Source organism: Halomonas pelophila, assembly GCF_040196315.1.
Taxonomy (GTDB): domain Bacteria; phylum Pseudomonadota; class Gammaproteobacteria; order Pseudomonadales; family Halomonadaceae; genus Halomonas; species Halomonas pelophila.
The window spans coordinates 1-16,577 of the sequence record NZ_JBEGCI010000006.1 but is presented as its reverse complement, the minus strand read 5'-3'; the positions used below and the strand labels follow the sequence as shown (position 1 = coordinate 16,577).

General features: G+C 67.3%; 17 protein-coding genes. 5 read left to right on the top strand and 12 right to left on the bottom strand.

Annotated features, from left to right (window positions below):
* Positions 1-6: 6 nt before the first annotated feature.
* Both aceE and ampD read right to left on the bottom strand, forming a co-directional pair.
* Positions 7-2,679 (bottom strand): pyruvate dehydrogenase (acetyl-transferring), homodimeric type, encoded by a 2,673-nt coding sequence (gene aceE, locus ABE957_RS08025; RefSeq protein ID WP_349758156.1) that lies wholly within the window; start codon positions 2,677-2,679, stop codon positions 7-9.
* 338 nt (positions 2,680-3,017) lie between these two features.
* Positions 3,018-3,581: a 1,6-anhydro-N-acetylmuramyl-L-alanine amidase AmpD gene (gene ampD / locus ABE957_RS08020; protein ID WP_349758155.1), complete on the bottom strand. Its 564-nt coding sequence runs from the start codon at positions 3,579-3,581 to the stop codon at positions 3,018-3,020.
* Between the two features lie 78 nt (positions 3,582-3,659).
* Here ampD and nadC point away from each other — a divergent pair, with 78 nt between their 5' ends.
* Positions 3,660-4,511 (top strand): carboxylating nicotinate-nucleotide diphosphorylase, encoded by an 852-nt coding sequence (nadC, locus tag ABE957_RS08015; RefSeq protein WP_349758154.1) that lies wholly within the window; start codon positions 3,660-3,662, stop codon positions 4,509-4,511.
* 29 nt (positions 4,512-4,540) lie between these two features.
* On the opposite strand, the gene ABE957_RS08010 is transcribed toward nadC, so the two are convergent.
* Complete coding sequence (locus ABE957_RS08010) at positions 4,541-5,101, bottom strand: GNAT family N-acetyltransferase (RefSeq protein ID WP_349758153.1); 561 nt, start codon at positions 5,099-5,101, stop codon at positions 4,541-4,543.
* 92 nt (positions 5,102-5,193) lie between these two features.
* On the opposite strand from ABE957_RS08010, the gene tsaA reads away from it, so the two are divergent.
* Positions 5,194-5,922: a tRNA (N6-threonylcarbamoyladenosine(37)-N6)-methyltransferase TrmO gene (gene tsaA, locus ABE957_RS08005; RefSeq protein WP_349758152.1), complete on the top strand. Its 729-nt coding sequence runs from the start codon at positions 5,194-5,196 to the stop codon at positions 5,920-5,922.
* A gap of 67 nt (positions 5,923-5,989) precedes the next feature.
* Here the strand turns inward: tsaA and purC are convergent, their stop codons facing one another.
* Genes purC through dapA form a run of 4 tightly spaced genes read right to left on the bottom strand, consistent with a single transcriptional unit; the run spans position 5,990 to position 9,429 of the window.
* Positions 5,990-6,703 carry a phosphoribosylaminoimidazolesuccinocarboxamide synthase gene (gene purC, locus ABE957_RS08000; RefSeq protein ID WP_349758151.1) on the bottom strand — a complete coding sequence of 238 codons (714 nt, stop codon included), beginning with the start codon at positions 6,701-6,703 and terminating at the stop codon, positions 5,990-5,992.
* Between the two features lie 40 nt (positions 6,704-6,743).
* Entirely contained in the window at positions 6,744-7,529 is a 786-nt protein-coding gene (locus ABE957_RS07995; RefSeq protein ID WP_349758150.1) for an MBL fold metallo-hydrolase, read from the bottom strand.
* Positions 7,529-8,497, bottom strand: a complete 969-nt coding sequence (locus tag ABE957_RS07990) for a lipoprotein, NlpB (protein WP_349758149.1) — start codon at positions 8,495-8,497, stop codon at positions 7,529-7,531. The genes ABE957_RS07995 and ABE957_RS07990 overlap by 1 nt, the downstream gene beginning before the upstream one ends.
* Before the next feature lie 47 nt (positions 8,498-8,544).
* Positions 8,545-9,429, bottom strand: coding sequence for a 4-hydroxy-tetrahydrodipicolinate synthase (dapA, locus tag ABE957_RS07985; RefSeq protein WP_349758148.1), 885 nt, complete (start codon positions 9,427-9,429; stop codon positions 8,545-8,547).
* Positions 9,430-9,657: 228 nt separating this feature from the next.
* On the opposite strand from dapA, the gene ABE957_RS07980 reads away from it, so the two are divergent.
* The gene (locus ABE957_RS07980; RefSeq protein WP_349758147.1) at positions 9,658-10,131 is read left to right on the top strand and encodes a peroxiredoxin; all 474 of its coding nucleotides are present in this window, start codon (positions 9,658-9,660) and stop codon (positions 10,129-10,131) included.
* 68 nt (positions 10,132-10,199) lie between these two features.
* On the opposite strand, the gene ABE957_RS07975 is transcribed toward ABE957_RS07980, so the two are convergent.
* Together ABE957_RS07975 and ABE957_RS07970 are read right to left on the bottom strand one after the other, a co-directional pair.
* A complete protein-coding gene (locus tag ABE957_RS07975; RefSeq protein WP_349758146.1) occupies positions 10,200-11,300 on the bottom strand; it encodes an AI-2E family transporter in 1,101 nt (366 codons plus the stop codon).
* Positions 11,297-11,542 (bottom strand): sulfurtransferase TusA family protein, encoded by a 246-nt coding sequence (locus ABE957_RS07970; RefSeq protein ID WP_349758145.1) that lies wholly within the window; start codon positions 11,540-11,542, stop codon positions 11,297-11,299. Before ABE957_RS07970 ends, ABE957_RS07975 begins: the two co-directional genes overlap by 4 nt.
* A 142-nt stretch (positions 11,543-11,684) precedes the next feature.
* Here ABE957_RS07970 and ABE957_RS07965 point away from each other — a divergent pair, with 142 nt between their 5' ends.
* Positions 11,685-13,193: a M48 family metalloprotease gene (locus ABE957_RS07965; RefSeq protein WP_349758144.1), complete on the top strand. Its 1,509-nt coding sequence runs from the start codon at positions 11,685-11,687 to the stop codon at positions 13,191-13,193.
* Positions 13,194-13,286: 93 nt separating this feature from the next.
* On the opposite strand, the gene nadA is transcribed toward ABE957_RS07965, so the two are convergent.
* A complete protein-coding gene (gene nadA, locus ABE957_RS07960; protein ID WP_349758143.1) occupies positions 13,287-14,315 on the bottom strand; it encodes a quinolinate synthase NadA in 1,029 nt (342 codons plus the stop codon).
* A 340-nt stretch (positions 14,316-14,655) separates the two neighbouring features.
* Between nadA and ABE957_RS07955 the strand changes: the two genes are divergently transcribed.
* The gene (locus ABE957_RS07955) at positions 14,656-14,901 is read left to right on the top strand and encodes a hypothetical protein (RefSeq protein ID WP_349758142.1); all 246 of its coding nucleotides are present in this window, start codon (positions 14,656-14,658) and stop codon (positions 14,899-14,901) included.
* A gap of 84 nt (positions 14,902-14,985) precedes the next feature.
* Here the strand turns inward: ABE957_RS07955 and ABE957_RS07950 are convergent, their stop codons facing one another.
* Positions 14,986-16,173: an AI-2E family transporter gene (locus ABE957_RS07950; RefSeq protein WP_349758141.1), complete on the bottom strand. Its 1,188-nt coding sequence runs from the start codon at positions 16,171-16,173 to the stop codon at positions 14,986-14,988.
* A 147-nt stretch (positions 16,174-16,320) separates the two neighbouring features.
* Positions 16,321-16,577: helix-turn-helix domain-containing protein (locus ABE957_RS07945; protein ID WP_349758140.1), on the bottom strand; the 257-nt coding region annotated here is incomplete at its 5' end.

The following is a 16,577-nucleotide window of genomic DNA, read 5'->3' as shown; positions in this document are numbered from 1 at the left end:
GACGCCTCACACCGCAAGCGGGTTGGGCTTGGCCGGATCGATGCCGTACTTCTTGAGCGCCTCGCCGACGACCTTGCGATCCAGCTCGCCGCGGTCGGCCAGCGCCTTGAGCGCGGCCACGGTGACGAAGCGACGGTCGACCTCGAAGAAGTGACGGAGCTTCTCGCGGGTGTCGGAGCGGCCGTAACCGTCGGTGCCCAGTACATGGTAGTCGGTCGGCACCCAGGCACGGACCTGGTCGGCGAACAGCTTCATGTAGTCGGTGGAGACGATCGCCGGACCCTCGCGGCCCTCCAGGCAGGCGGTGACGTGGGGCTTGCCCGCCTCGGCCTCGGGGTTGATGAAGGCCTGACGGTCGATCTCCAGGGCCTCGCGACGCAGCTCGTTGAAGCTGGTGACGCTCCAGATGTCGGCGCCCACGCCCCACTCCTCGGCGAGCATCTCGGCGGCCGCCTCGACCTCGCGCAGGATGGTGCCGCAGCCCATCAGCTGCACGCGGCCCTTCTTGCCCTTGGTCTCGCGCAGCAGGTACATGCCCTTGATGATGTCGGCGGCGGGCACTTCCTCCATGACCGGCTGCTCGTAGTTCTCGTTCATCACCGTCAGGTAGTAGAAGCAGTTCTCCTTGTCGGTGAACATGCGCTTCAGGCCGTCCTGAACGATCACCGCCACCTCATGGGCGTAGGTCGGATCATAGCTACGGCAGTTCGGGATCATCGACGCCTGCAGGTGGCTGTGGCCGTCCTGGTGCTGCAGACCCTCGCCGTTCAAGGTGGTGCGACCGGCGGTACCGCCGACCAGGAAGCCGCGTGCCTGCATGTCGCCGGCGGCCCAGGCCAGGTCACCGATGCGCTGGAAACCGAACATCGAGTAGTAGACGTAGAACGGCAGCAGCGTCGTGGCGTTGTTCGAGTAGGAGGTCGCGGCGGCGATCCACGCCGACATGGCGCCGGCCTCGGTGATGCCCTCCTCGAGGATCTGACCCTTCTGATCCTCGCGGTAGAACATGATCTGGCCTTTATCCACCGGCTCGTACTTCTGGCCTTCCGAGGTGTAGATGCCGAGCTGGCGGAACATGCCCTCCATGCCGAAGGTGCGCGCCTCGTCGGGAATGATCGGCACCACGCGCTCGCCGATCTTCTTGTCCTTGACCAGGCCGTTCAGGATGCGCACGAAGGCCATGGTGGTGGAGACCTCGCGACCCTTGGAACCGCCGGTCTGGGAGGCAAAGGTCTTGTCCTCCAGGGCCGGGATCGGCAGCGACTCGAAGTCGTTGCGACGGCTCGGCAGGTAGCCGCCGAGGCGCTCACGCTGCAGGTGCATGTACTTCAGTTCCGGGGAGTCGTCCTCGGGCTTGTAGTACGGCACCTCCTTGAGCTGCTCGTCGGTCAGCGGGATGCCGAAGCGGTCGCGGAAACGACGCAGCGCCTCGTACTCCATGGTCTTGACCTGGTGCGCCTCGTTGGCGGCCTCGCCATCGCCACCGCCCATGCCGTAGCCCTTGACAGTGTGCGCCAGGATCACGGTGGGCCGGCCGTTGGGGTTCTGGGTCGCCTCATGGTACGCCGCGTAGACCTTGAACGGGTCGTGGCCGCCGCGGTTGAGCTTCCAGATGTCCTCGTCGGACATGTCCTTGACCATCTCGGCGGTCTCCGGGTACTTCCCGAAGAAGTGCTCCTTGGTATAGGCGCCGCCGTTGGCCTTGTAGTTCTGGTAGTCGCCGTCGACCGCCTCATCCATGCGCTTTTGCAGGATGCCCTTGGTGTCCTTCTCGAAGAGCGGATCCCACAGGCGGCCCCAGACAACCTTCTGCACGTTCCAGCCGGCACCGCGGAAGACGCCCTCGAGCTCGTCCATGATCCGCGAGTTGCCGCGGACCGGGCCGTCGAGGCGCTGCAGGTTGCAGTTGATGACGAAGATCAGGTTGTCGAGCTTCTCGCGGCTGGCCAGGTGAATGGCACCGAGGGACTCCGGCTCGTCGCACTCGCCGTCGCCCATGAAGCACCAGATCTTGCGATCGTGCATGTTCTTGAGTTCACGGGAATCCAGGTACTTCATCACGTGGGCCTGGTAGATGGCCTGGATGGGGCCGAGGCCCATGGATACCGTGGGGAACTGCCAGAAGTCCGGCATCAGCCAGGGGTGCGGGTAGGACGAGAGGCCGTCACCGTCCACTTCCTGGCGATACTTGTCCATCTGGTCTTCGGTGAGGCGGCCCTCGAGGTAGGCGCGAGCATAGACGCCCGGCGCCACGTGACCCTGGATGTAGACCAGGTCGCCTTCGAAGTCGCCGTTCGGAGCGCGGAAGAAGTGGTTGAAGCCCACGTCATACAGGGTCGCCGCCGACATGAAGCTGGCGATGTGCCCGCCCAGGCCCGGGTTGGCGCGGTTGTTGCGGATGACCTGGGCGATGGCGTTGTAGCGAATCAGCGAGCGGATGCGACGTTCCATGAACAGGTCGCCCGGCATCGGCGCCTCGCGGTGCACCGGAATGGTGTTGCGATGCGGGGTCGTCACCGAGAAGGGCACCTGCATGCCATCACGCCGCACCCGGTCGGCCAGGCGAGTCATCAGGTACCGGGCACGATCCTCGCCCTCGCGATCCAGGACCGATTCCAGGGAATCCAACCATTCCGTGGTTTCGACCGGATCGAGATCTTCTCTTGTTTCCAGACTCATAGACGTCTCTCCGAATGACGGTGGGGAACTACAGCCCCGCAGAGGGGCGAAATGGTACTCATGATCGGGGTTGGCGCCCCAACGCGTCAGGCCTGTAGTTGTTTTACAAGACAATGCACAGGGTGCCCTGCTGATGGCGCGAAGATACCGTAAACGCTGGTCCCTGCCAATTCAAGATAGAGTGGAAATATTTTTCAAATACCCATACTGCACCGCAGCGTAGGGAATTAGCGCCTTTTCTCCGCCGAAACCGGCCGGATTCGGGTCACTGTAGGAGGACTACCCTGCGCGGCGCCTCCGACGCCGACGCCGAGGCGACGCCACGACAAGTTTGGTGCCTAAGTACGTATTTTTCCAAGCTCCTGGCGAAAGTAGGCCCAGTCGAAGGCGGGACCGGGATCGTTCTTGCGCAGCGGGGCCACCCGGGCGTGGCTGGTGATGCGACGCGGCGTGAGCGCCGGATAGTGCGCCAGCAGCGCCGCCGTGGCGCTCGCCAAGGCCCGGTACTGGGCGCCGGTATAGGGCGTCACCTCGTCGCCTTCCAGCTCGATGCCCACGGCGAAGTCATTCAGCGCCCGTCGCTCGAGGGCCCCGTCCAGCCACCGCGAGCGCCCGGCGTGCCAGGCGCGCGCCGCGAAGGGCACGAACTGCACGCACTCCCCGTCGCGGCGGATCAGCAGGTGCGCCGAGACGCGCAGGTCGGCGATCGCGGCGAAGAAGGGATGCGCCGCGGGATCGAGCCGATTGGTGAAGAGCCGCTCGATATGCTCGCCGCCGAACTCTCCCGGCGGCAGGCTGATCGAGTGCAGCACCAGCAGTGAGACCTCCCCCGCCGGGCGAGCATCCTGGTTGGGCGAGGCGAGCCGCCGGGCGGGCGACAGCCAGCCGTCGTCGATGCGCATGGTTTTTCCCTGACGTCGATGCATGGGTTTCCCCTATAATGACCCGCTCAAGCTTCCCCGCACAGAGATGGACCCGCCATGCATTATCAGGACGCCATTGCCGAAGAGATCCGTGACAGTGCCGCTCGGCTGCTGGCCGAGGACGTCGGCCCCGGCGACATCACCGCCCAGCTGATTCCCGAGAAGCAGATGGCCCGCGCGCGGGTGATCACCCGCGAGGCGACGATCCTCTGCGGGGTGGCCTGGGTCGACGAGCTCTTTCGACGTCTCGACCCCCGGGTCAGCCTCCACTGGCAGGCCGCCGACGGCGACCGCCTCGAGGCCGGCCAGGGCTTCCTGGAGCTGGAGGGACCGGCCCGCAGCCTGCTCACCGGCGAGCGCGCCGCGCTCAACCTGCTGCAGACCCTCTCGGCCACGGCGACCCGCACCCGCCACTACGTCGACCTGCTCGAGGGCACCGGGGTGCGCCTGCTCGACACCCGCAAGACCCTGCCGGGCCTGCGCCTGGCGCAGAAGTACGCGGTGACCTGCGGTGGCGGCCACAACCACCGCATTGGCCTCCATGACGCCTTCTTGATCAAGGAGAACCATATCGCTGCCTGCGGGGGGATCGAGGCGGCGGTGCGCGAGGCCCGCGACATTGCCAAGGACCTGCCGGTGGAGGTCGAGGTGGAGACCTTCGAGGAGCTTGACCTGGCGCTTGCCGCCGGCGCCGACGTCATCATGCTCGACAATTTCAGCCTCGATGACATGCGCGAGGCGGTCGCCCGCAACGCGGGACGCGCCACCCTGGAGGCCTCGGGCAACGTCGACGAGACCACCCTGCGCGCCATCGCCGAGACCGGGGTTCACTGCATCTCCAGCGGCGCGCTGACCAAGGACCTGAAGGCCATCGACCTGTCGATGCGCTTCATCGACCAGCCGGACTAACGTCACCGACGAGCAACCGAGAAGCGGCCTCAGGTCTCGACGGCGACGAGGCGCTTCTCCAGGCGCTGGCGATAGAGCCGCTCGCCGCCGCGCTCGACCCAGTCGTCGCCCCGCCGCTGCCAGCCGCGGTGCACCAGGCCATCGGCCAACATGGCGCTGGCCTCGATGCGGGCGCGGCTCACCCCCTGCTCCAGCAGCATCCGCTCGGCATGCACCAGCAGCGTCGAGCCGATGCCGCGCCGCCCCAGCGACGGCCAGACGTAGAGGGTCTCGATCCGACCCTCGGCCAGATCCAGCTCAAGAAAGCCCACGCAGCGGCCCTCGCAATCGGCCACCAGGGTGGTGAAGAGCGCCTGGCGCGCCGACCAGGCACTGGCATCCCGCGGCAGGGCCATGGCCCAGGCCTCACGCTCGGCCAGCGTGTAGTGCCCCGCGGCGCCCTGCATCACGGCGTGATAAAAGACCTCGGCCTGATCGGCGGCGTCGCGGACGCGCGCCGCCCGGTAGACGATGCGCGGCCCGCGGCGTGTCCCGGGGAGTGCCTCGGAGGACGGCTCGTCGCCGGCGGTGGGGTGGTCGGCATGACGCATGCGTAGGCTTCCTGCGATGATGGTCAGGCCAGCAGACTACCCAAGCCCTGCCTCGGGGCCAATCCCCGCGAGGAAAAAGCGCAAGGATCCCCATGAACGACCGCCCCGCCCTGCCCGACGCCTTCGACATGGCCCCCGTCGGCCTCATCGAGAGCGACTTCCCGGACAAGTTCGGCATCCCGCGCCAGCCGGGGCTCGCCGACGCGGCCCGGGCGAGCCTGGTGCTGCTGCCGCCCTTCGATGATCCGCTGACGGTGCGGGGCCTCGAGGCCTTCAGCCACCTCTGGCTGACCTTCGTCTTTCACCAGAGCCCCGAGCGCTGGACGCCGCTGGTGCGCCCGCCGCGCCTGGGCGGCAACGCCCGGGTGGGGGTCTTCGCCAGCCGCAGCACCCATCGCCCCAACCGCCTGGGGCTCTCGCTGGTGGAGCTCGTCGACATCGACACCGCCCACGGCGTGCGCCTCAACCTGCGCGGCGCCGATCTGGTCAGCGGCACGCCAGTGCTCGACCTCAAGCCCTACCTCCCCTGGGCGGAGTCACGCCCCGAGGCGCGCGCCGGCTTCGCCCCCGAGGCGCCGCCGACCCTGGCGGTGGCGCTCTCCCCCGCGGCCGAGGCCGAGCTTACGCGCCGCGACGACGGCGAGAGCCTGCGCGCGCTGATCCGCCAGGTGCTCGCCCAGGACCCCCGCCCGGCCTATCGCCGCGGCGCCGAGGAACGTGTTTACGGGGTACGCCTGCGCGACGTGGACGTGCGCTTCCAGGCGCGCACCGACGCCAGGGGCGAGACGCGCCTGGAGGTCATCGAGATCGCGCCGGCCTGAAGGCCAGCAACGACGAAGGGCCCCGCGGGGCCCTTCGTCATGACGCGCGTTGGTGCAATGGCCGGACTCAGTCGAAGTCGATGCCGATCCGCCGACCCACTTCCTCATAGGACTCGATCACGTTGCCGAGCCCCTGGCGGAAGCGGTCCTTGTCGAGCTTCTCGCGGGTCTTCGCGTCCCACAGGCGGCAGCCGTCCGGGGAGAACTCGTCGCCCAGCACGATCTCGCCGTGGAAGAGACCGAACTCGAGCTTGTAGTCGACCAGCAGCATGCCGCCGTCGGCGAACAGCGCCTTGAGCACCTCGTTGACGCGGAAGGTCAGCGCCTTCATCTCGGCCAGCTGCTCGGGGGTCGCCCAGCCGAAGGTCTCGGCCAGCGACTCGTTGATCATCGGGTCGTGGAGCTCATCGTTCTTCAGGAACAGCTGGAAGGTCGGCGGGGTGAGGGTCTGCCCCTCCTCGACGCCGAGGGTCTTGACCAGGCTGCCGGCGGCGATGTTGCGCACCACGCACTCCACCGGGATCATCTCAAGGTTCTTGACCACGCACTCATCGGCGGAGAGCTGGCTCTCGAAGTGGGTGGGGATCCCCGCTTCCTGCAGCTTGCCCATGATGAAGGCATTGAAACGGTTGTTGACCTGCCCCTTGCGCTCGAGCGCCTCCACGCGACGGCCGTCGAAGGCGCTGGTGTCGTTGCGGAAGTGCAGGATCAGGCGGTCCGGATCATCGGTGGCATAGACCGACTTGGCCTTGCCGGCAAAGAGTTCTTGGCGCTTTTCCATGGGAGCCTCCAGAGGCGAGGATACGGGTAAGGATGGTCGGTCAGCCGAGGGTCTGCCACGCCAGGCCATCGTCCTGGGCGGCGATCCTCAGCCGGGAGTCGTCGCCGTCGAGCAGGGGCACCAGGGCCTCCAGGGCCAGCTCGGGGCGGTTGTTGTGTTCGGAGAGGTGCGAGCAGACGATGCGCTGCAGGCGATCGAGCCCCAGCCGCTGCAGCAGCCAGGCCGCCTGGACGTTGGCCAGGTGGCCCCAGTCGCCGCCCACCCGGCGCTTCAGGCTGGCGGGATAGGGTCCCTCGGCGAGCATCCGGCGGTCGTGGTTGCACTCCAGCACCAGGCCGTCGCAGCCGGCGAAGGCCTCGACCACATGCGCGCTGGGATGCCCCAGATCGGTGAGCAGGCCGAGCCGATGGCCACCGCCAGCGATGCCGAACTGCACCGGCTCGCGGGCGTCGTGGGGCACGGTGATCGGATCGATGGAAAGCCCCTTGACGGCGAACCGCGCCTGGGGGGTGATCCAGTGACGGTGCGGCAGCTCACCGAGGCGCCCCGACAGCCAGGTGCCCGGCGTCAGGTAGACGGGCACCTGGTGACGGCGCGCCAGGGGTCCGACGCCGCGGATGTGATCGCCGTGCTCGTGGGTCACCAGCACGGCATCGAGCTGGCGGGGATGCAGCCCCAGCCGGGCCAGGCGTCGCTCGGTCTCCTTCAGGCCGAAGCCGCAGTCGACCAGCAGGTGCGTCTCGCCGTCGCTGACCAGGGTGGCGTTGCCCTTGCTGCCGCTGCCCAGGGAGGCGAAGGTGAGGCCGCCCGACGCCGTGTCGTTCATCAGCGCAGCAGGCCTGCCACCCGCTCGAGCAGCTCGCGCTGGTCCTCCTCGGGCAGTGAACCGGCCTCGCCGACGCCTACCGCGCGCAGCACGGTCTCCTCGGGGCCACGCGCCTCGAGGGTCAACTGCACCGGCTGTGGCTCGGCGCCGAGCTCCAGCGAGGCCAGCGAGCTCAGCAGGCCCTGCTCGCGCCCTTCGCGGGTCAGGTAGCCGACCAGGAAGCTGCGCGTGCCCGGGTCGCGCTCGCGCAGCTCGCGGCGGCCCTCGACGGCGAAGTCGATCTCCAACTGGTGGCTGAGCTCGGCCCACAGGCGATCGATGTCGTAGGGCAGGATCACCTGCCAGTCATCGCCGCGCTGCTCGAACCGGGCGCGGTCCTGCACCTCGGGCCGCTGGGCGGTCAGCGACGCCGCGCTGGCCGAGGCGCTGAGCGACTGGAAGTGGCGCTCCAGCGCCCGGAGGCAGCCCGCGTCGACGCTGCCACCGCGCTCGCAGTGCAGCTCGCTGTCGCCGCGGCGCAGCCCCTGGCGGACGCTCAGTCGGGCCTGCTCGGTCTCCAGCACGCCGCGGCTCGGATCACGGGCGATGACGTCCAGCCCGCGCCCCTGCACGAAGCGCTCGAGCTCCGGCCACACCGAGGCCGGCTGGGCGCCCACCACCAGCCAGGCGTCGCTGCCGATCTCGCGACGCTCGACGTAGCCGCGCTCCCGGGCGCGCCCTGGCGACAGGGCCTGGGGCAGCGGCGCTTCCACCACGCCGTCCGCGGCGGGACGCGCGCCGCTCACCTCGGGCACCGGCATGGCATCCCGGTAGCGCGCCGGGTTGCGGGCCTCCGGCAGCACCAGGGGCGCCGTCTCCTCGGCCTCGGCGTAGTCGAGGTTGCGATCGTGATAGTAGCCATCACGGGCACAGCCAGCCGTGGCCAGCGCGACCGTCGCCACCAGCATCCCTTTCAGCGCAGAGTTCATGCGTCCACCTTGCCTCGTGTTGTGCGGAGTGCGATGCCGGGCACCGCTCAGTCGTCGATCATCCCCGCCAGCTGCAGGGCCTCGCTGACGGTGGAGTGGTACTTCTCGGAGAGCCAGGTCAGCGGCAGGCGGATGCCCTGCTCCATGTAGCCCATGCGATGCAGCGCCCACTTGACCGGAATCGGGTTGGACTCGACACCCAGGTTGGTGTGCAGCGGCAGCAGGCGGGTATTGATCTGGTGGGCCTTGTCGGAGTCGCCGGCCACGGCGGCGCTGCACAGCTCATGCATGGCCCGCGGGGCGACGTTGGCGGTCACCGAGATGTCGCCGTGGCCGCCCATCAGCATGAAGTCGCAGGCGGTGGCGTCGTCGCCGGAATAGAGCATGAAGTCGCTGCCCTTGAGGCGCGCGATCAGGTCCTCGGCACGCTCCAGGTTGCCGGTGGCATCCTTCAAGCCGATGATGCCGTCGACCTCGGCGAGACGCATCACGGTCTCGTTGTAGATGTCGGAGCAGGTGCGGCCCGGCACGTTGTAGAGGATCACCGGCAGGTCGCTGGCTTCGGCGATGGCCTTGAAGTGCTGAAACAGGCCTTCCTGGGTCGGCTTGTTGTAGTAGGGCGCAACCGTCAGGCAGTAGTCGGCCCCGACCTCCTTGGCGTAGCGGGTCAGCTCGACCGCCTCGGTGGTGTTGTTGGAGCCGGTGCCGGCGATCACCGGAATGTGGCCATTGACCTCTTCCACCACGGTGCGGATGACGTCGAAGTGCTCGGCAAAGGACATGGTCGTCGGCTCGCCGGTGGTGCCGGCCGCCACGATCGCATCGGTGCCGTTGTCGAGATGAAAGTGCACCAGGCGGCGCAGGGCCTCCCAGTCGATATCGCCGTTGACCTTCATCGGCGTCGCCAGCGCGACGATACTACCAGTGATCATCCTCTCGATTCCTCTCGATTCACCTGCATTCACGGCCAACAGGCCCCGGAAGCGCCGGGACCTGCCCCGGGGCCAGGGGCCAAATGGTACTCAGGCCTCGAGAGCCTGTACAGCCGCGACTTTACAGTTCGCCGCGGGTTGCGTGTAATCGACGCTCACTGGTCCGACCCACCCCGTCCGACCGGCAGCTTTTCACTGTCCTACGCCCCCCTTACAAGGAGTCGTTTCATGAGCATCAGCCTCGGCGAACCCGTCCCCGATTTCACCGCCACCGCCACCGGCGATACCACCCTGAGCCTCGCCGACCTGAAGGGCCAGCAGGTGGTGATCTACTTCTATCCCAAGGCCAGCACCCCGGGCTGCACCACCGAGGGCGGCGACTTCCGCGATCGCAAGGAGGCCTTCGAGGCCGCCAATACCGTGATCCTGGGCGTCTCCAGGGACGGCATCCGCGCCCAGGAGAACTTCAAGGCCAAGCAGGGGTTCAACTTCGCGCTGATCTCCGACAAGGACGAGGCCGTCTGCCGGCTGTTCGACGTCATCAAGCTGAAGAAGCTCTACGGCAAGGAGCACCTGGGGATAGAGCGCAGCACCTTCCTGATCGATGCCGACGGCCGGCTTGCCCGCGAGTGGCGCGGCGTCAAGGTCAAGGGGCACGTCGAGGAGGTCCTCGAGGCGGCCCAGGCCCTGCACGCCGGCTGAATCCGCCTCATCACCGCACCCTCGAGTGCCCCTGAGGATGCGGGCGCGTCACGCCCGGGCGGGTCGCCTCAGGGCTCGACGGACGTTTCCGGCACTTCCTGGCGCTGGCGCTGCTGGATGCCGCGGGGCCAGGCGTAGACCAGCGCCTTGAGCAGGGTCGCCAGGGGGATCGCGAAGAAGATCCCCCAGAAGCCCCAGATGCCGCCGAAGAACAGCACCGCCAGGATGATCGACACCGGGTGCAGGTTGACCGCCTCGGAGAACAGGACCGGCACCAGCACATTGCCGTCCAGCGCCTGGATCACGCCGTAGGCCACGATCACGTAGAGGAACTGGTCGCTGATGCCGAAGTGGAAGCCCGCCACCGCGGCCACCGGCAGCGTGGCCACCGCGGCGCCGATGTAAGGCACCAGCACCGACAGACCCACCAGCACGGCCAGCAGCGCCGTGTAGGGCAACCCGAAGAAGGCGAAGGTGAAGAACGCCACGCTGCCGACGATGATGATCTCGGTGAACTTGCCACGCACGTAGTTGGCGATCTGGTCGTCCATCTCCTGCCAGATGCGGGTCATCAGGTCGCGCCGTTGGGGCAGCAGCGAAACGGTGAAGCCCACCAGGCGGTCGCGATCCTTGAGCATGAAGAAGACCAGGATCGGCACCAGCACCAGGTAGATGATCAGCGCCAGGACGTTGCCCAGCGAGGCCAGCGAGAGCGTCAGGGCGCGCTGGCCGAGTTGGGTCACCTCGCGCCCGGCCATGCCGATCCAGTTCTGGATCTGATCCGGCGTCACCAGCTGCGGGTAGCGCGCCTGAAGATCGTCGAGCAGCTGCTGGCCGCTGGCAAACATCCGCGGCGTCTCCTGGATCAGGTTGACCAGCTGCGTCCAGATCAGCGGCATCAGGATCAGCGCCATGGCCAGCAGCACGCCGATGAAGCCCAGGAAGACCAGGATCACCGCCAGCAGGTGCGGCACCCGGCGGCGGGTCAGGCCATTCACCGCCCCCTGCAGCAGGAAGGCGATGACCAGGGCGGTGAGGAAGGGCGCCAGCATGCGGCCCATCCAGATCACCACGGCGAAGCCGAGCGCCAGCACCACCAGCAGGATCACCGCCTCCTCGTCGGAGAAGTAGTGCTCGATCCAGCCACGGAATACCGACCTCAGGGTCATGAAGGCGATGCCCCCTTGCGGATCCAGTAGTGGTAGACCTCGCCCCGCTCCTCCCTGGCCGGCATCTCGTGAGGGCTCTGGGCGACGAAGGTCTCGAAGTCGCGCCAGGAGCCCGCGTCGGTGGCCTGTATCTCGAGCAGCTGACCGGGCGCGAGGCGTGACAGGGCCTGCTTGGCCTTGAGCAGCGGCAGCGGACAGGGCAGACCGCGGGCATCGAGCAGGTCGTCGGGTTGCAGCGCCATGTTGTCTCCCGGGAGAATGCAGTGAGTCGTGCAGGCCGGCGGGCCCACACGCAAGTTCCTGCGATTTAAAGGCACTTTGCGGACCGAATCAATGTCAGAGCGGAACGCCCGCCCCTGCTTATGCCCCGTGACGAGGATGGCCATGCTGCGTCGAACCGGATATTGCCTCACCGCCAGCGCCCTCTGCCTGGCGCTCGCCCTGCCGGTCCAGGCCCAGTCCGCGGATCTCTTCGAAGCGCCCGGCCTGACCGATCGCGGCGGCACCCCGATCGCCAGCGGCGACTACGGCCTGCCGAGCCTCACCTACGGCGGCAGCCAGGCGATCAGCGGCGAGGAGCTGCGCCTGGGACGCGCCTGGCTGCGCCAGTTTCGCGCCCGGGCGCCCGAGTGGCAGGACGCCATCGCCCAGGACTACGTGGAGTCGCTGGTGGCCCGCCTGCTGCCCCACAGCGGGCTCAGCCAGGCGCGCACCGTCGTCACCCTGGTGGAGAGCCGCCTGCTCAACGCCTTCGCGGTGCCGGGCGGGGTGATCGGCGTCAATGCCGGGCTGTTCGCCTTCGCCGAGCGGGAGGCGGAGCTGGCCTCGGTGGTCGCCCACGAGCTTGGCCACCTCGCCCAGCGCCACTATGCCCGCGGCCGGGAACGCGCCGAGCAGACCCAGATTCCGACCATGGCCGCCATGCTGGCCGGCATGCTGATCGCCGCCGGGGGCGGCGGCGATGCCGGCATCGCAGCCGCCATGGGCACCCAGGCGGCCTTGATTCAGGATCAGCTGCGCTACTCGCGGCGCTTCGAGCAGGAGGCCGACCGCGTCGGCCTGCAGGCGATGGCCGGCGCCGGCTACGACCCGGACGCCATGGTGGAGATGTTTCGCGCCATGCAGCGCATGGTCAGCCTGCAGGGCGGCAGTCCACCGGAGTTCCTGCTCTCCCACCCGGTGACCGAGTCGCGCATCAGCGACACCCAGGCCCGCGCCAACCAGACCCCCGTGGCGACGCCGCGCGGCGAAGATCTCGAGTACGCGCTGGTCAGGGCCCGCGCCCTGCTGGCGATCCACGAGCGCGATCCCCAGCAGGCCGCCACCCGGCTGGCGCAGGACCAGGCGCCAGCGGCGGCACGGCGCTACCTGGCGGCGTTAATCGACGCCCGGGCGGGCCGCACCGACCGGGCGCTGGGCGAGCTCGACGCCCTGGCACGCGCGCATCCGGACCTCGCCATGCTGCCGGCCACCGCCGCCCAGGTGGCCTTCGCGGCCGGGCGCACCGACGACGCCATCGCGCGCAGCCGGGGACAGCTGCGGCTGATGCCGGACTACGCGCCGACCCGCCGACTGCTCGGCGAGGCGCTGCTGCAGCGCGACCCCGACGAGGCCTATCGCGTGCTGCGCGAGCTGGCCGAGCGCCGCCCCGAGGATCCGCAGGTGTTCACCCTGCTCGCCGAGGCCGCCGGGCGCAGCGACCGGGAAGCCTGGGGCCACCTGGCCCGCGCCGAGCAGCTGCAGCTCACCGGCCGCATCGACCGGGCCATTCGCCAGCTCGAGGTGGCCAAGGAGGTTGCCCGGCGCCGGGGCGAGCCCGCCGCGGCGAGCGCGATCGAGCGGCGCCGGGAGGACTTCCTCGGCTACCGGGAGACGCTGGAGGAGTTTCGATAGAAGCCGCAAGCCGCAAGTCAGCAACCTGACATCGCCCGCAGCAAAAGAAAACCCCGGAGGTCTGGGCCTTCGGGGTTTCTTGTCGCTCGGCGCTTACTTCTTGAAGTTGAGCATCCGCTCCAGGGGCTTGAGGGCGGCCAGGCGCAGGGCATCATCGACAAACACCTCACCGGTCCCCTGGCGCAGCGCGCCGGCCAGGTTGTCCAGGGCGTTCATCGCCATCCACGGGCAGTGGGCGCAGCTCTTGCAGGTGGCGCCGTTGCCGGCGGTGGGCGCCTCGAACAGCGTCTTCTCCGGCACCGCCTGCTGCATCTTGAAGAAGATGCCGCGATCGGTGGCGACGATCAGCCGCTCGTTGGGCAGCTCCTTGGCCGCGGTGATCAGCTGGGAGGTGGACCCCGCCACATCGGCCAGCTCCACCACCGAGGCCGGCGATTCCGGGTGCACCAGCACCGCCGCATCGGGATAGAGCGACTTGAGGTCCTCGACGCCCTTGGCCTTGAACTCCTCGTGGACGATGCAGGCCCCATCCCAGAGCAGCATGTCGGCGCCGGTCTGCTTCTGGATGTAGCCGCCGAGGTGCTTGTCCGGGGCCCAGAGGATCTTCTCGCCGCGCGCCTGGAGGTGCTCGATCACGTCCACGGCGATGGACGAGGTCACCACCCAGTCGGCGCGCGCCTTCACCGCCGCGGAGGTGTTGGCATAGACCACCACGGTGCGGTCGGGATGGGCATCGCAGAAGGCGCTGAACTCGTCGGCCGGGCAGCCCAGGTCCAGCGAGCAGGTCGCCTCCAGGGTCGGCATCAGCACGCGCTTCTCGGGGGAGAGGATCTTGGCCGTCTCGCCCATGAAGCGCACGCCGGCCACCACCAGGGTATCGGCCTCGTGGCGGGCGCCGAAGCGCGCCATCTCCAGGGAATCGGCCACGCAGCCGCCGGTCTCTTCGGCCAGCTGCTGGATGGCATCATCGGTGTAGTAGTGCGCCACCAGCACGGCGTTATTGGCCTCGAGGAGCGCCTTGATCTCGTCTATGCGCGCCTCATCCTCGGCGGGAATGCGGGTGGGGCAATAGGTGCGTGCCAGCTGCTCGCGCAGATCGGCACGGGAAGTCATGATCGTCATCGTGTCTACCACTGTGACCGGCAGGGGCTCCCCCTGCAATGCACCAGGTGTCGCCGCTCGTGCACTCCGCACGGGGCCACACGCCAGAGGGTCAACCGCTGCGTCTGTCGCGATGGCCAACCCAACGCCATTCTAGACCAGAATGCCCGCCCTTTGTTCGATTCCGCGGAGAAAGTGTGGGCCGAGGGTCTGACCTCGGGCCACCCGCTCGGCGCGGGGCGATTGGCAGTGTCGACGGAATGGGTGTGTTAGCGCACCGACGACGGCCTGCCGTTGCGCCAAAGTGACCTTACCGACGCTTCACGACGTCGTGAGGCTCGCGCAGCGACCTGAGGTCAACATGACAACCCCCATCCAGAACTCCATGCCTCAACCAGCCCCCGATTCGGGAATGTTCTCGCACTTCGTGCGTCTCGCCGACAAGGAAGCGAGCGAGCATCAACACGGCTGCCCCTTCAAGCCCCAACAGCCTCTGGAAGCACCTGTGACACCGCCCCCCGACAAGAGCACCATCGAACCAGGTGTACAGGTTTCCGGCGGCGATGATGACCTGATGAGTCAGGACATCAACGCGACCGCTTCCTAGATACCGCCACGGCGCCTCGGCGGGTGCGCCCTGCCCGGGGTGCACCCGCCGAGCTCACGCCATGCCCAGGGAGATCCGCGTCCATCATGTCGCGACTTCCCGGCTGCTCAGCGAATGTTTCAGGCTGGCCTTGATCTCGCTCCAGATGGCGACGAAGAATGCCGTCAAGGGAACCGCAAGTATCATGCCGATGATGCCATCCAGGGCGGTGCCCCAGAAGAACAGAGAAATAATCACGAGTGCGGGGTGCAAGCCCGAGCGGTTGGCCATGATCTTTGGTGTCAGCAGCCAGCTTTCCAGCAGTTGCACCGCGGCGAACACCAGTCCGGTCAGGACCAGCAACTCCACTCCCCCATCCGGCTGAAGATAGGCCATGGGCAGGATCACCAGCAGGCCGAGCAGGGTGCCTAGGAAGGGCACGATATTCAACAGCCCCAGAACCAGCCCGGCGAGCACACCGAACTTAAGTCCAATCAAGGTAAAGCCCGTGACGTACAGGGCTCCCATGCACACGGCGATAAGCAGCTGCCCCTGAAAGAAAGCGGTGACATACCCCACGAAAACATCCATGAAATACAATACTTTCTGCTGGGTTGGCTTATGGAAGACGGATAACAGCTCGGAAACTTGTCCACGAAGTAAGTCACCGGAAAGCAGGGTAAAGAACAGGAAAAGGGGCACAAAGCTTATCCCCGCCAACAGCCCCAGGTAGGACATGATGGCCGCGCCCGGGTTTTGCGTGACGGCCAAGGCTGGCTGAGCCTCCGCCCCGCCGCTGCTCTCCATGCTGGTGGAAATCATGGAGCTGAGTCCCGGGAAATGTGTGGAGAAATGCGCCTCCCAGCTTGCCAGCGCGTCTGGCAAGATGGTCATCAACTGGACGGCCTGGCTGACAAGAAGAGGGACGAGAAGGTAGATCAGACCGGCGATACCTACAAAGAAGACAACCAGAACAAGCAGGATGACCAGCAGGTTCGGCAAGTGAAGCCGTCTCTCGAGAAGTTCCACCACAGGATGAAGAACCAGTGCCAGCACACCGGCAATGGCGAGCGGCATCAGCAAGTGATTAAACGAATTCAGTAGCCAGCCAAATGCCCAGACAATGATGCCGATCAGAAAGGTCAGCACAATCAGCGATAACAGTACCGCCGTGTAGCGAAACAAGCGAAGCTCAGCGACATTGAACAGTCGCTTGTCAGGAGGTGACGCCGGTGAGTACTGGCTGGAAACTCTCGCCTCGCCAGCCAAGGGGGTCTGCCTGTGATCGGACATTGTACGCTCCCGTGCTACTGGTTGCTCGTGGGTTTACCCAACAGCAACGGTTCGTCATCGGCCGCTACTGAAGCTGCGGTCGGTCTCTTGGGTGATCCGAGCAGCAGGCCATGTCCGAAGCACCATTTGAAATACGTCTCGACGACGTCATGGCGCCTCCCCTTCGGTGATGACCCGCCGATAGATGCTTCGATCGGCGGTATAGCAGCCACAGGCGGCCTCGATCAGGCCCGCCCGATCCAGCACCGTGATATCCCCCCGCTGATAACTGATCAACCCGTGCCCCTGAAGCGCCATGGCGGCCAGGGTGATGCCGGCACGACGGACCCCCAGCATCATGGCCAGAAACTCGTGGGTAAGATGCAGCCGATCCGAGTGCGCACGATCCTGAGTCATCAGCAGCC

What these genes read in the sequence shown, in the direction of transcription:
- ABE957_RS07970 (WP_349758145.1), bottom strand. Translation starts at nt 11,542, where the DNA reads ATGGCGCTGCAACCCGACGACCTGCTCGATGCCCGCGGTCTGCCCTGT.
- ABE957_RS07990 (WP_349758149.1), bottom strand. Translation starts at nt 8,497, where the DNA reads ATGAACTCTGCGCTGAAAGGGATGCTGGTGGCGACGGTCGCGCTGGCC.
- aceE (WP_349758156.1), bottom strand. Translation starts at nt 2,679, where the DNA reads ATGAGTCTGGAAACAAGAGAAGATCTCGATCCGGTCGAAACCACGGAA.
- ABE957_RS07955 (WP_349758142.1), top strand. Translation starts at nt 14,656, where the DNA reads ATGACAACCCCCATCCAGAACTCCATGCCTCAACCAGCCCCCGATTCG.
- nadC (WP_349758154.1), top strand. Translation starts at nt 3,660, where the DNA reads ATGCATTATCAGGACGCCATTGCCGAAGAGATCCGTGACAGTGCCGCT.
- nadA (WP_349758143.1), bottom strand. Translation starts at nt 14,315, where the DNA reads ATGACGATCATGACTTCCCGTGCCGATCTGCGCGAGCAGCTGGCACGC.
- ABE957_RS08010 (WP_349758153.1), bottom strand. Translation starts at nt 5,101, where the DNA reads ATGCGTCATGCCGACCACCCCACCGCCGGCGACGAGCCGTCCTCCGAG.
- ABE957_RS07965 (WP_349758144.1), top strand. Translation starts at nt 11,685, where the DNA reads ATGCTGCGTCGAACCGGATATTGCCTCACCGCCAGCGCCCTCTGCCTG.
- ampD (WP_349758155.1), bottom strand. Translation starts at nt 3,581, where the DNA reads ATGCGCATCGACGACGGCTGGCTGTCGCCCGCCCGGCGGCTCGCCTCG.
- ABE957_RS07950 (WP_349758141.1), bottom strand. Translation starts at nt 16,173, where the DNA reads ATGTCCGATCACAGGCAGACCCCCTTGGCTGGCGAGGCGAGAGTTTCC.
- ABE957_RS07975 (WP_349758146.1), bottom strand. Translation starts at nt 11,300, where the DNA reads ATGACCCTGAGGTCGGTATTCCGTGGCTGGATCGAGCACTACTTCTCC.
- dapA (WP_349758148.1), bottom strand. Translation starts at nt 9,429, where the DNA reads ATGATCACTGGTAGTATCGTCGCGCTGGCGACGCCGATGAAGGTCAAC.
- ABE957_RS07995 (WP_349758150.1), bottom strand. Translation starts at nt 7,529, where the DNA reads ATGAACGACACGGCGTCGGGCGGCCTCACCTTCGCCTCCCTGGGCAGC.
- purC (WP_349758151.1), bottom strand. Translation starts at nt 6,703, where the DNA reads ATGGAAAAGCGCCAAGAACTCTTTGCCGGCAAGGCCAAGTCGGTCTAT.
- ABE957_RS07980 (WP_349758147.1), top strand. Translation starts at nt 9,658, where the DNA reads ATGAGCATCAGCCTCGGCGAACCCGTCCCCGATTTCACCGCCACCGCC.
- tsaA (WP_349758152.1), top strand. Translation starts at nt 5,194, where the DNA reads ATGAACGACCGCCCCGCCCTGCCCGACGCCTTCGACATGGCCCCCGTC.